We start from the raw sequence: 12,569 nt of genomic DNA on the forward strand, positions 1-12,569 counted from the left end.
ATTCCAAAATCTCCCCCGTCGTGCCAAAGGTTTCCTTCACTTCGAATCTTCGTCGCCACGTCGACTGTCCCGAGCAAGTCGTAGCCGCCTCCACCGTCGCCGAGGCGCTCGATGCCGTTTTCGCGGACCACCCGCGGTTGAAGGGCTACGTGCTGGACGAGCAAGGCTCCCTCCACCGCCACATGGCGATCCTCGTAAACGGCCAAGCCATTCGGGAACGCCGGCATTTCGACCTGCCGGTCGCAAGCGACGACGAGATTTTCATCATGCAAGCCCTATCCGGAGGCTAGTCCCACCATGCAGCAGAACCTACTCGTCAGCACCCGCAAAGGCCTCTTCACCTTAGGCCAAGCCGTCCCCAACGACTGGCGCATCCAGTCCACCACCTTTCTCGGCGATCCCGTTACCCTCGCCATCGTCGATCCACGCAGCGGCCACAGCTACGCCGCCCTCAACCACGGGCACTTCGGCGTGAAGCTGCACCGAAAGAACAAGGGCTTCGATTCCTGGGAAGAAATCAGCGCCCCTGCGTATCCGGAATTCCCGGACGGGCGCGCCCCCGACCTCTGCCCTATGCGCGGCATCGAGATTCCCTGGAAGCTGGAACTGATCTGGGCCCTCGTTCCAGGCGGCGACGAGCAACCGGGCCGCCTCTGGTGCGGCACCCTCCCGGGCGGACTCTTCAAGTCCGACGACCACGGCGATAGCTGGACCTTCGTCCGCAGCCTCTGGGACGTACCGGAACGGGCCCGCTGGATGGGCGGCGGCTACGACTACCCAGGCATCCACTCCGTCTGCGTCGACCCGAGAAACTCGAAGCACGTCACCGTCGCCATTTCCTGCGGAGGCATCTGGGAAAGCTACGACGACGGAGACAGCTGGAGCCAGATCGGCCACGGCTTGCGCAACGACTACCTCCCCCCCGACCAAGCCTTCGATCCCGTCGCCCAAGATCCCCACATCATGGTGCAATGTCCTGCCGCGCCCGACCATCTCTGGGTGCAACACCACAACGGGATCTTCAAATCTACCGACGGAGGCAAAAACTTCAGCGAGATCAAAAAGGCCGGCCCGAGCATCTTCGGCTTCGCGGCCGCCGTGCATCCCCAAAAACCGGATACCGCATGGTTCGTTCCCGCCATCAAGGACGAGCAACGCATCCCCGTCGACGGCCAATTGGTCGTCACCCGTACCCGGGACGGCGGGGAAAGCTTCGAAACGCTCAAGCAAGGGCTTCCTCAGGAACACGCCTACGACCTCGTCTATCGGCACGCCCTCGCGATCGACAGCAGCGGCCATCAACTGGCCTTCGGCAGCACCACCGGCAACCTCTGGACCAGCAAGAACCAAGGCGACGTCTGGAAGCTCGCCTCCAGCAACCTCCCACCCATCGCCAGCGTTTGCTACTTCTGAGTCAGTAGTTCTAGAATCGATACACCGGAGAAGCTATCTCGCGCAACCCGCCCTACTCCTTGCTTTCGTTCCTCGCCGCTTCGATCGACTTCAGACGGCGGGAAACGTACTCCACATGCTGGCGCAGGTGGTACAATTCGTCCGAATAGGACAAGGGAACCTCCACCGAAGCCAGTTCGTCCTCCAGTTTCCGCAATCGCTCGCGCTCCGCATCCAAACTTTCCTGGATGGTGCCGCCGATAATCTTCTGGTCCGTCTCCCGCAGGTACTTGTACCACTTGTAAATCCGTGAACGTATTCGCCATCGGTATACAGGACCAGCCAGCTTCGCCAAGGGGATCAGGATCACGAGAAGCGGGATAATCAATATCACGAGGCGATCCACCAAGGAAGCCGCCCAGAAAGGCATGAATCGAAGCAGAAACGGCGGTCCGTATTCAAAATAATGATCCGCCTCCTTGGTAAGCGGGTATCCCACGCCCTCCGGCGACGGAAATTCGTCTCGCTGCTCCAGTACTCCTCCCTTGGATACGATGCGACGCATCGCCTCCAGGACGATTGGCGTGAGCGACGGATGGAACCTGTCGTTCACCACCAAGGTCGCCACCGCAGCCAAGACCACCCTATCTTCCGGCGGCAAGTTATCCTTCAAGTCCAGCAGGCCTTCCGTGATCGCTACGCTCGAGAGCGAACGATAGCGGGCCCGGTAAGCCTCATGCCGCCGCATGTCGAGAAAGTCGAAGCCCTCGATCCCGATCAACCGTCGAATCATGTCGCTCTCCGCCGATAGCATGAAAAAACCCGCATCGATCTCCCCCGACTCCAGCAACGCCACCGCATCCTCGCCGCCCGCATCCACCAGCTCGGTCTCCCCCGCTCCGAAAAGCAGCCCGTTTTCGTTCAGCAGAAACTGAGCTACCGCCTTGGTCCCGCTCCCCGGCTCCCCCACCGCGATCTTGCGATTCTTCAGGTCAGATACGAACTCCACCTCAAGCGACTTGCGGTAGATCAGCCATATCGGTTCGTAGTACAAGCTCGTCAGACCATGCAAAGGCGTCTCGCCCGCATCGAAAATTTCCTCCATTCCGCTTTGCACGAAGGCGATCGACACCGGACTTTCCCCGTCAGTTAAGAGCTCCAGGTTTTCCTGCGAGCCCGCCGTGGTGAGGATGTTCAAGGTCACGCCTTCCTGCCGCAGCTCGCCCTGCAGCCGCTTCGCCAGCTCGAAGTAGCGCCCCGTCTCGCTACCGCTCGCGATGGTGATCTCCTTCGGAGGCGCCGGATCGACGAATTGAAACAACACGGCCACCAAAACCGCCACCACCGCAATCACCCAAAGGTTCGCCTTCAGAAAAGTCTTAGAAAGAGTCACCCGAAGAATCTGACAAATTGCTCCAACCTTAGGAAGGCTAAACCCTTCACTCCATCACCACCGGACGCGCACGATGTTCGCCATTCAAGCACTGTTGGAAAAACTCCAAAATCCGCGGCACGAATATATGTCGGTTGCTAGAAAGCGCATTAACGTGCTGTCCACCTTCTATAGTCCAAAAGTACTTCGGCTCGCCGGCCGCTTCCTCCAAGCGTCGACCTTCCTCATAAGGCACCACCGTATCCGCCGTTCCGTGGACAAATGCAATCGGCGTGGGCGAAATGTTCGACACATAGTCGATCGGATCCAAGCCCTCCGACACCAAGGTCGGCAAAGCGAGCAGCAAGGGTCTGCCTAAGGTGCTCTTCCCCAAGGCAGCTTTCGCTACCGAACGGTAGGAAGAAAAAGCGGAATCAACGACAAGCCCCTTCACTTCCGAACGTTGTTCCACTCCCAAGGCTACAATCGCGTTGGCTCCTCCCAAACTTTGTCCAATGACAAAAAGCGGCAGCTCGGATCGCTTCGCCCTCTTCTCCGCAAACTCCAAAGCCGCAAGCGAATCTTCGAACAAGCCCTTGCGATTCGGTTTTCCTTCGGATCGTCCATACCCTCTGTAATCGAAGACCATGAGTTCGTATCCGTATTGAGGAAGCCATGACACGAAACGATAGTGGGCCCCAAGGTTCTGCGCGTTTCCGTGGTAATGCAGGACGATCCCCTTGCTCTCTTCACCTTCAGGATACACCCACCAACCATGCAAAAGCGGCCCTCCCGAACTGGAGAACGACAGGGTCTCGTACCGCAGGCCATCTTCATCGGGACTGCTATATTGATCCTCATCCGGGTGATAGAACAAGCTGTTCGCGCAACCTCCTAGAACGCATATCCCTACCGATAGGAATGCTCCGATCAAAAAACGATGTGCCCCAATAACCTTCATCGCTAACTACCAGCTCCAAACGAATGAAAGGCTCGAACGGTTCGCTTCCCCACTGTCCAGCTGCAAGCGCACAGCTTTTCTTCTCTCCAGGTTCACCTGAATATTCGCGCCCCAAACAAAATCGAACCGCTCCGACTCCCCGACTTCCGTACCCGCAGAAAGGTCGTAGCCCACCATACCAACCCGGCCCGTCCACTGAATCTCCGGCCGAAAACGAAGCGGATCGCCATCAGTCGAAGCGACGATGCTGCTAAAGCCCGACAACGCCTGGTCCTTACTCAGCAACCAGCTCTTCCCGAAACCAACGTTCGCGTACCACTCATTTGGGTACTTCTTCCGTTCCAACGAACGCCGAGCCCCGAGCTTGGCCTTCCAGGAAAACGAATTTTCTCCCGCCACCGGAGCCTTTTCCAAAGCCAACTTTCGAACGTCTATAAAATCGATTCGATCTAGGAACACCTCACCTTCATCCCCAGCCAAAGTAGCGCGGAGCACGGTCATATCGCTTCCCAAGGTCGCGTTGTACGCTATTGACTCTTGCGAAAACGGAGAGAAGGAAAGAGTCGCATAAGTAGAGCCTGATTCAGCTTGGGCGATTCCTAGAGACAAGAAGAGCGGTGGAGTGCTTGAAGTCGGAGGCGACTCCAGTCGCGTCTCTATCGGGGTCTTCGCTCGAGCCGGCCTAACCAGACGCTGCACCAAGATCTCCTGCTTCACTTTCTGGAGCTCCGGATCAGGATTCTTTATTTGGCTCAGTTCCTTGTAGTTGTAATAGGCGAGCAATGCGTCCAACAAATCGATCTGATCTCCGGTATCCAAAGTTCGTATACGCTCGAACTTCAAATTGGGTCCGGCCAAAATCAATTCGTTAGCAAGCGTCAAGGCTTCCGGACTCAAGCGGGAAAATTCCGAATATAAAACCCTTCTGCTAGACGGAATCGGAGTAATCGTATCCACGATCCCCGGAAGCCCAGAATCCCTTCGCCCCTGGTCGATACGTTCCAAGCGATTGAACAAATCAACAGGAACGTACCAAGGCCGCCGGTCCACCATCGGCTCATTCAAGACCAGTTCCAACAAGGTCGCTAAACGATAGGCGCAATTCTCCTTAGCGAAATAGTAGGTGTATTTTTTCCCAATGATCTCCCAAAGGTGCAAAACGAGAAGGGTTCTCTGCCGCTCGCTTAAATTCAGCTCGTAATCCCAAATATCCCGAAACTCCGTGCGCGAATAGACTTGGTCTTGAGTAAAATAGTACTGGTCGGAAAAGCCCGCTTGGTATCCCCCTCCCAACCCCTTCAGTATGTACAGCAACATGGGCTCGCTCTCCGGCACCAATGCCCCGAAATTTACCGTCAAGTCCAGGAGGTGAGAGCGGTTCCGCTCCGCCTTGCGAGAATTCAGACGCAAAAGCGCATGCCCGAAGGACGAAGCAGGGTTCCCGAAGTACCCGCTTACCCAATACATGCTTACCGAATCGGTTTCTTCCAAGAGCTTCCATCGCTTCAGTCGATCGCAATCGCTAGGCGCGACTTCGTAGCCGGGTAGCTCCAAGCGACTGTGCAACCAGTAGTAGCGAGCGGGGAATCGACACCGGGCCGACTCCTCTTTACCGGAATCTCCTTGTTCGAAATAAGCGCTTAGGGTTGCCTTAAGCTCTTCCTTCGGATCGCTTCGACCTTTCGACGACAGAAAAAACTCAGGAGTATTCACTTCGCTCCGCTTCCGACCGTCCCGAAAATGCAAGAGCCGCCGCCAAGTAGGCTCCTCATGAAGCCTCGCCTCTTCAGCCCTTTCCAGAAAATAGAGGTAAAGCGATTCGTCCTCCTCGCCGAAGGCGCAAAACGGCAGGACGAAAGACACAAATAAAACGGCTGTACAAAATCGAAAGGGATACATTTGGGATAAAAAAGGCCGCTGCGAATAAGTCCGCAGCAGCCAAAAGGTATTGATCAAGCTAATACGCTAGCTTGAGACAGGAAGTCTGCCAATTAAGCTTCACCGTAGAGAATGCCGTAGAGCGCTTCGGCCTTCTCGAGAAATGGCTTCTCTGCATAGTCGGCCGCCGCTACGACCTTTGCGAAATCTTCGCGCAAGAAGGATGCCGCTTCAGAGCGGTCTTCTTCAGCGTAGCCAGCCAAGGAAAGCAAAGTGTCAAGGTGCTCGCCTTCGCCTCGAGCGATGGCGGCAGCGATCTCGTCGTAGGAACGCAGGATGAAGGCAGCGGAGGTCTCCTGGCCGCCCATGCACGCGTCCTTGCTCGAAATGTTCGAGCTGATCGCCGTCGTGCCAAGGTCCCAGGTCGTGTTCGTAATCACAGCCAAGACGTCGTTGTTTGGAGCAATCATGCCGCCAAGACCGCAATCGGTGTAGATTTCTTCAAATGAACGTGCTGAAGCAGTAGAGGCGAGAGCAGCGACAGAGAGGAGGGACAATCCCTTGAGGGTCATTTTGATCATAAGTATTTCTAGAGTTAATTAAGGTATGAAAACGGGTCGGGATATACCTTGATAAAAAACACCTAGGCAAGACCAAAGCTATTACCCCCAGACAAATCGTGAAGCCTAGCGGCGACGGTACTTGTCCCGGCGTTCCTGCAAGCGCTGCTTCTGGACTTCGTCCAGCAAGGGCTCGAGCTGCTCGACCATCGCATCCATGCGGCGACCGTTCTCCTCGCGATTGGCGCGGATCGACTCCACTACCTCCCCCGCAACCACCGCGACCACTTCGCGGACCGCTTGCTCCTGCTCCGGACTCGACGGCTCGATTGTACGAACATAGCTCTCCACGAAGCCTTCCGGGGTAGAGAGGCGATGCATCCGCTTCACCCGCTTTTCGAAGAAGCGGGCGTGCACCAAGGCGCCGAGCAGCATGCCGACCAGCAAGGTCGTGCTAAGAATCAGTAGGGAACGGGACCTCGGTTTCATAGCTGGCTCACGATCGTGCTTTCAATGGTTTCGGCAGGCAGGCCAAACAACGCTTCCCACATGTCTCCCGAAAGCGTCTCGAATTGCAAAATGTTCAAAAGCCCCAACACCAGCGCCGCTGCCACCGCGCTCCCGAGGAAAACCGGAAACAGCTTGCCGAGGTTGACCGCGACCAGTTCTTCCTCCCGATCGCGAGCCAGCTCGTCGAACAAGCGGGCTCGAGCCGCCTCGCCTTCCAAGGCCGGCTCTACTTGCGGCCAAGCGCTCAATGCTAGGAACGCCTCGTAGCGGGCCAAAAGCTTCGGGTCGCCCTCGATCTCCGACTCCAGCGCGGCTCGCTCCCCTGCCGGTAGCTCAGGGTCTGCCAGGCGTTCGAATTGTTTCCAGGCTTGTTCGTCGTTCATCGGGATCGAGATAATGGGTTAAGATCTTTCAGCAGCGGAGCGAGTTTGTCGAGCGCTCGAGACAGACGGGACATCACCGTCCCGGCCGGAATCCCCAACACGCGGGCGCACTCCTCCGTAGAATATTCGTTCAAAAAGCGCAGCACCACCACACTGCGAAACTCGGGCTTTAGCCGCTGCACCGCCTCCCGGATCGCCGCCGCCCGCTCCGCCTCTTCCACTTGGGCGATATCCGCATCCTCGCTTCCCTCACGCAAGGAAAGCTCGGGATCGTCGCTGCTCAGGAAACGGCGATACCAACGCTGGCGAACCCGCAGTTGCTTCAACGCTTGGTTCATAACGATACGGGTAAGGTAGGTACCCAAGGCCGAACGACCCTCGAACTTGTCCACGTTGCGGTAAAAGCGCAGCAGCCCTTCCTGAACCACCGACTCCGCATCCATGCCCGCCCCCAGCATGCCCGTCGCCGTAGCCAAGAGCTTTCCATGATAGCGCTCCACGATCTCGCGAAACGCCCGCCCGTCGCCCTCTCGGCAACGCGCCAGCAGGTCCTCGTCGCTGGGCAAGGGCGACTCGCTTCTACACATTGGGATTTCGCATCTTCGTAGTTCAATCTGTCCTTAGACCCCTGCCGCGCCAACCGCATTCCCTAATTTTCAATAAATGTAATCTTCCGCCAAGCCAACCGCCTGCCTCGGCCCGAAAAACGAAAATATCCACTTTTCCAAAACTTTCGGGAATGAAGCGCCGCCCCAGCTGTATCCAAGCAAGCAGACAAAGATGGCTCACCAAAAGATTCCCAAGCAGACCCCTTCCTTCCACTCACGGCTCGCCGCCTGCGCCCTCGCCGCGCTGCTCGCCCTCCCAGCCGCCCAGGCCGAAGAGCCGAGCGCCCTGACCCTGCCCCAAGCGATCAATCTCGCTCTCGACCACAATATCGGGCTCCAGCGCTCCGGCCTCGCCATCGAAACCCGAGTTACAACCGTTGACCAGGCCCAGGCCGACTACTCCCCCGACCTCAGCCTGCGCCTCTCGGAAAACGTCGGCCTCAGCTCCAACGACAACGGCGGCATCTTCGAGGGCGAAGGCCGATGGAGCGACTCCAGCTCCGCCTCCCTCAGCTCCTCCCTCTCCCTCTACAACGGCGGGGCCCGCCAAGCCTCCCTCGAGCTCGCCAAGGCCGAACTGGAAGCGGCCACCCTCGACTTCGACCGCGACCGCCAAGCCCTCCTCTACAACACCGTTTCCCAATTCTTCCAAACCCTCCTCCGCAGCAAGGAGATCGCGATACAGCTAGAAGAGCTGGCGACCCGCCGCGAGGAACTCGAACGAATCCAAATCGACGTCGAAAACGGCATCCGCACCGAATCCGAATACCTCCGCCAGCAAGCCCTCGTCTCCAACAGCGAACGCCTGCTCGCCCAAGCCCGCAACGCCTACGCCAACAGCCTCTACGCCCTCAAAAACATTCTCCGCATTCCCGCTCCCGAGAGCATCGTCTGCGAAGACCCGAACCTCAGTATCGAAGACCCCAGTACATTGAGCGAACCCAACCTGCCCAGCTCGCTCGCCGCCCTCGAAAAACGGCCCGACCTGTCCGCCCAAAAAGCCCGCCTCTACTCCGCCGAAAAGGACTTGGTGATCGCCCGCTCCGGCAAACGCCCCACCGTATCCGCCTCCGCCTCACTCAGCACCGGCTACTCCAGCAACACCGCCGGCTCCTTCTCGGACCAAGCCCTCCGCGACGAGCCCCGAGCCAGCGCCGGCATCTCCGTAAGCCTCCCCATCTTCGACAAGCGCCGCACCGAGCTCAGCACCCTGCGCTCCCGCATCGCTCTCCAGCAAGAAGAGCTCATCTTGGAAAACCTGCGGCTCTCCGCCGAAACCGCGCTCTACCAAGCGGAGCAAGACTACCAAACCGCCAAGCTCCAGCTCGCCGCTTCCCAAAACCAGCTCGCAGCCACCGAGTCCGCCCTGGAAGCGGAACTCTCACGCTACGAGGCCGGAGCCGCCACCCTACTCGAAGTCAACAGCCTGCGCTCCTCGCGCCTCGACGCCGCCGTCGCAGTCGAAGAAGCCCGCTTCGCCCTCTTCACCAGCCGCCTCGGAGTCGCCTACGAGGACGGCACCATCGAGTCCTTCCTCCGCCAAACCCTGCAACTCGCCAACTAACCCATTTTTCTAAACTCAGACCCATGAAACGATTCGTAACCATTTTGCTAATACTCGCCGCCGGCGGGGCCGCTTACTACTACTTCAGCCAAAAGTCCGCTTCCGCTGAAACAGACAAGGAGCCGAAGTACCAATTCGCCAAGGTCGAGCGTCGAACCATCCAAAACATGGTCTCCGCTACCGGCACCCTTTCCGCTCGTGACGTAGTTGAAATCTCGACACAAGTTTCCGGAATCCTCAACGAGGTCTACGCCGACTTCAACGACAACGTCGAAGAAGAACAGCTCATCGCTGTGATCGACCCCTCCGTGCTCGACGCTCAAGTCTCCATCGCCAAGGCGGACTTGATGCGCACCCAAGCCCAGCTCCTGCAAGCCAAGAACAACTACGAGCGCTTCAAGCCCGTCCACGAAAAGGGATTCCTCTCCGACAACGACTTCCAGCCCTACCAGATCGCCCTCCAAACTGCCGAAGCCAACCTGCTCAGCTCCGAAGCCAATCTCTCTCGCGCCGAGAAAAACCGCGGCTACGCCGAAATCCGCTCCCCCATCTCCGGCATCGTCATCGACCGGACCGTCGAACCCGGCCAAACCGTTGCCGCCAGCCTCAGCGCTCCCAAACTCTTCACGATCGCCGCCGACCTCTCGGACATGGAAATACTCGCCCAGGTCGACGAGAGCGACATCGGACAAATCAAGGTCGGACAACCAGTCCGCTTCACCGTAGCCGCCTACGTCGACCGCACCTTCGAAGGCGAGGTCGAAGAAATCCGACTCCTCCCTTCCGTCGTGCAAAACGTCGTCAACTACACCGTCGTCGTCGGAGCCCCCAACAAGCGCGGCCTCCTCATGCCGGGCATGACCGCCAGCTTGGACTTCGTAGTGGCCGAAGTTGAAAACGTACTCTCCGTGCCCACCGCAGCCCTCAGCCTGCGAACCAACGACGAAATGAAAGCCGTCATGGAAGCGCGCCGCGCCGAGATGATGGAGCGTCGCGGGCAAGGCCAGGGCGGTCCGGGACAAGGCGGAGGAGGCGAGCGAGCCGAACGCCCCAACCGCGGCGAAGGCGGCCCACGCGGCGGCGGTGCCGGCGGTGAGGCCGGACAACGGCGCCGCAACATGCAATCCCTCTGGTACATCAAGGACGGTGAGCTCGCCATGCTCCCCGTGCGGGCCGGCGTGAGCGACGGCGCCTTCACCGAAGTGCTACCGCTGCGCGACCAAGAGATACCCGAAGACCTCGAGTTCATCTCGCGCGTCAACACGCCCACCAGCTCGTCGAGCTCCTCCTCGCAGGACAGCGGACGCCCCTCCGGACTGCGACGCCTCGGATTCTAGCCCCGCCGGAAAATGCAGCCCGTCATCCAAACCTCCCAGCTCCGCAAGACCTACCAACTCGCCGAGCCCGTGCACGCCTTACGCAGCGTGGACATCACCATCCAACCCGGAGAATTCGTTTCCATCATGGGAGCCTCCGGTTCCGGCAAGTCCACCCTCATGAACATCATCGGCTGCCTCGACCGCCCCACCTCCGGCAACTACAAGCTCGACGGCATCGAAGTCAGCGGCATGGGACGCGACCAACGCGCCGATATCCGCAACCAGAAAATCGGCTTCGTCTTCCAGGGCTTCAACCTGCTGGCCCGCACCAGCGCCCTCGCCAACGTGGAGCTTCCCCTCGTCTACCACCGCGGCAAAGCCTTCCGCAACAGCGCCCAACGCGCCAAGAAATGCCTCGAGCGCGTCGGCCTCGGAAACCGCATGGACCACCACCCTTCGCAACTCTCCGGCGGACAACAACAGCGCGTCGCCATCGCCCGCGCCCTCGTCAACGAACCCACCCTCATCCTAGCCGACGAACCGACAGGAAATTTGGATACACGGACCTCGCTCGACATCATGGGCCTCTTCCAAGAGCTCAACGAAGAAGGAGCCACTATTTTGATCGTTACTCACGAGCCCGAAATCGCCACCTACACCAAGCGCTGCATCGAAATGCGAGACGGCTTGGTGGTCGCCGACAACCAAGTTGAAAAGCAGCGAAACGCCCGTACTGACCTCGCCAACTTCACCACCGTCACTGGCATCTAATCCGTATCCAGAAATCGAACGCACATGAAACTTTGGAAACTCCTAGAAGCCGCTCGACAAAGCCTGCTGAAAAACAAGACCCGTAGCGCTCTAACCATGTTTGGCATCATCATCGGCGTAGCCGCCGTGATCGTCATGATGGCAATGGGCACCGGCGCTCAAAAGAACATCGAAGAACGTATTTCTTCCATGGGTACAAATTTACTCATGATCCGCAACGGCACCAATTCTAGAGGCGGTGTCAGCCGAGGCGCAGGTTCCTCGCGCAGTCTCACCATGGAAGACGCCGACGCGATCCGCCGGGAAGCCAACCTCGTCGTGGCCGTATCCCCTACCGTATCCGTCAGCGGACAGGTTATCGGCGGTGGCAAGAACTGGTATACCCAGGCCCAAGGCGTGCACATGGACTACCTCTACAACCGTAGCTGGGATTTGACCGAAGGCTCCATGTTCACCGACGCCGAACTACGCGCTCGAGCAAAAGTCGCCGTACTCGGCTCCACCGTAGCGGAAAACCTTTTTCCCGACCAAAGCCCTATCGGGCAAAGCATCCGTATCCGCAATGTCCCCTTCAAGGTAATCGGCACGCTCGAAAAGAAAGGCCAGAGCTCCTTCGGACGCGACCAGGACGACCTCATTCTTATCCCCGTCACTACCGCCCTCTTCCGGCTTGTTGGCGACCGCCAGTGGGTTAGCGATATTTACGCCAGCGCCCGTACCATCGAAGATACCGAAGCCGCGACGGAACAGATTACCGAAATTCTCCGCCGCAACCACAAGCTCATCGATGGCCAAGAAGACGACTTCAACATCCGTACCCAAACGGAGCTTACGGAAATGTTTACCTCTACCACCGCGGCCCTCACTCAGTTGCTCATGTGGATCGCCTTCGTATCGCTCATCGTCGGCGGCGTAGGCGTCATGAATATCATGCTCGTTTCCGTCACCGAACGGACGCGGGAAATTGGCGTGCGCGTATCCGTCGGAGCGCGAGGCTCGGACATCCTCTATCAATTCCTCATCGAAGCGATCGCTCTCAGCTTCACCGGTGGCGTAGCAGGAGTATTGCTGTCTTGGGGCGTAGCCCACTTCATGGAAACGCAGCAAGGCATGACCATGATAATCGAAACCTGGGTTGTGGCCGCAGCGCTCGGCGTATCTGTATCCATAGGGCTGATATTCGGACTCTTCCCTGCATATAAAGCCGCTCAACTTGACCCGATCGACGCCCTCCGCCACGAATAATATTAA

At 58.4% G+C, this 12,569-nt stretch carries 13 protein-coding genes; 6 read left to right on the plus strand and 7 right to left on the minus strand.

Annotated features, from left to right (window positions below; all coding sequences use genetic code 11):
* The first annotated feature begins 20 nt into the window (after positions 1 to 20).
* Together QEH57_RS11365 and QEH57_RS11370 are read left to right on the plus strand one after the other, a co-directional pair.
* Positions 21 to 290, plus strand: coding sequence for a MoaD/ThiS family protein (locus QEH57_RS11365; protein ID WP_309006850.1), 270 nt, complete (start codon positions 21 to 23; stop codon positions 288 to 290).
* A 7-nt stretch (positions 291 to 297) separates the two neighbouring features.
* Entirely contained in the window at positions 298 to 1,413 is a 1,116-nt protein-coding gene (locus QEH57_RS11370) for a hypothetical protein (protein WP_309006851.1), read from the plus strand.
* A 52-nt stretch (positions 1,414 to 1,465) separates the two neighbouring features.
* On the opposite strand, the gene QEH57_RS11375 is transcribed toward QEH57_RS11370, so the two are convergent.
* The 7 genes from QEH57_RS11375 to QEH57_RS11405 form a co-directional block, all read right to left on the minus strand.
* Complete coding sequence (locus tag QEH57_RS11375; RefSeq protein ID WP_309006852.1) at positions 1,466 to 2,785, minus strand: TAXI family TRAP transporter solute-binding subunit; 1,320 nt, start codon at positions 2,783 to 2,785, stop codon at positions 1,466 to 1,468.
* A gap of 46 nt (positions 2,786 to 2,831) precedes the next feature.
* Positions 2,832 to 3,641 carry an alpha/beta hydrolase gene (locus QEH57_RS11380; protein WP_309006853.1) on the minus strand — a complete coding sequence of 270 codons (810 nt, stop codon included), beginning with the start codon at positions 3,639 to 3,641 and terminating at the stop codon, positions 2,832 to 2,834.
* A 90-nt stretch (positions 3,642 to 3,731) separates the two neighbouring features.
* Positions 3,732 to 5,588, minus strand: a complete 1,857-nt coding sequence (locus tag QEH57_RS11385; RefSeq protein ID WP_309006854.1) for a DUF4105 domain-containing protein — start codon at positions 5,586 to 5,588, stop codon at positions 3,732 to 3,734.
* A gap of 128 nt (positions 5,589 to 5,716) precedes the next feature.
* A complete protein-coding gene (locus tag QEH57_RS11390) occupies positions 5,717 to 6,184 on the minus strand; it encodes a DUF3015 family protein (RefSeq protein WP_309006855.1) in 468 nt (155 codons plus the stop codon).
* A 105-nt stretch (positions 6,185 to 6,289) separates the two neighbouring features.
* A complete protein-coding gene (locus tag QEH57_RS11395; protein ID WP_309006856.1) occupies positions 6,290 to 6,652 on the minus strand; it encodes a hypothetical protein in 363 nt (120 codons plus the stop codon).
* Positions 6,649 to 7,056, minus strand: coding sequence for a hypothetical protein (locus tag QEH57_RS11400; protein ID WP_309006857.1), 408 nt, complete (start codon positions 7,054 to 7,056; stop codon positions 6,649 to 6,651). The genes QEH57_RS11395 and QEH57_RS11400 overlap by 4 nt, the downstream gene beginning before the upstream one ends.
* Positions 7,053 to 7,643, minus strand: a complete 591-nt coding sequence (locus QEH57_RS11405; RefSeq protein WP_309006858.1) for an RNA polymerase sigma factor — start codon at positions 7,641 to 7,643, stop codon at positions 7,053 to 7,055. The genes QEH57_RS11400 and QEH57_RS11405 overlap by 4 nt, the downstream gene beginning before the upstream one ends.
* Before the next feature lie 193 nt (positions 7,644 to 7,836).
* On the opposite strand from QEH57_RS11405, the gene QEH57_RS11410 reads away from it, so the two are divergent.
* From QEH57_RS11410 to QEH57_RS11425, 4 genes are read left to right on the plus strand one after another with little or no spacing between them, the layout of a single operon-like run.
* Entirely contained in the window at positions 7,837 to 9,228 is a 1,392-nt protein-coding gene (locus QEH57_RS11410) for a TolC family protein (protein WP_309006859.1), read from the plus strand.
* A 23-nt stretch (positions 9,229 to 9,251) separates the two neighbouring features.
* On the plus strand, positions 9,252 to 10,565 hold the full coding sequence (locus tag QEH57_RS11415) for an efflux RND transporter periplasmic adaptor subunit (RefSeq protein ID WP_309006860.1): 1,314 nt from the start codon (positions 9,252 to 9,254) through the stop codon (positions 10,563 to 10,565).
* Between the two features lie 12 nt (positions 10,566 to 10,577).
* Entirely contained in the window at positions 10,578 to 11,318 is a 741-nt protein-coding gene (locus QEH57_RS11420; protein ID WP_309006861.1) for an ABC transporter ATP-binding protein, read from the plus strand.
* Positions 11,319 to 11,342: 24 nt separating this feature from the next.
* A complete protein-coding gene (locus tag QEH57_RS11425) occupies positions 11,343 to 12,563 on the plus strand; it encodes an ABC transporter permease (RefSeq protein ID WP_309006862.1) in 1,221 nt (406 codons plus the stop codon).
* Positions 12,564 to 12,569 lie beyond the last annotated feature (6 nt).

This window comes from Pelagicoccus sp. SDUM812005 (assembly GCF_031127875.1).
Taxonomy (GTDB): Bacteria; Verrucomicrobiota; Verrucomicrobiia; order Opitutales; family Opitutaceae; genus Pelagicoccus.

Excerpts from the sequence above, each read along its gene's own strand:
- QEH57_RS11370 (WP_309006851.1), top strand. The coding sequence starts at position 298 with ATGCAGCAGAACCTACTCGTCAGCACCCGCAAAGGCCTCTTCACCTTA.
- QEH57_RS11390 (WP_309006855.1), bottom strand. The coding sequence starts at position 6,184 with ATGATCAAAATGACCCTCAAGGGATTGTCCCTCCTCTCTGTCGCTGCT.
- QEH57_RS11395 (WP_309006856.1), bottom strand. The coding sequence starts at position 6,652 with ATGAAACCGAGGTCCCGTTCCCTACTGATTCTTAGCACGACCTTGCTG.
- QEH57_RS11400 (WP_309006857.1), bottom strand. The coding sequence starts at position 7,056 with ATGAACGACGAACAAGCCTGGAAACAATTCGAACGCCTGGCAGACCCT.
- QEH57_RS11405 (WP_309006858.1), bottom strand. The coding sequence starts at position 7,643 with ATGTGTAGAAGCGAGTCGCCCTTGCCCAGCGACGAGGACCTGCTGGCG.
- QEH57_RS11410 (WP_309006859.1), top strand. The coding sequence starts at position 7,837 with ATGGCTCACCAAAAGATTCCCAAGCAGACCCCTTCCTTCCACTCACGG.
- QEH57_RS11415 (WP_309006860.1), top strand. The coding sequence starts at position 9,252 with ATGAAACGATTCGTAACCATTTTGCTAATACTCGCCGCCGGCGGGGCC.
- QEH57_RS11420 (WP_309006861.1), top strand. The coding sequence starts at position 10,578 with ATGCAGCCCGTCATCCAAACCTCCCAGCTCCGCAAGACCTACCAACTC.
- QEH57_RS11425 (WP_309006862.1), top strand. The coding sequence starts at position 11,343 with ATGAAACTTTGGAAACTCCTAGAAGCCGCTCGACAAAGCCTGCTGAAA.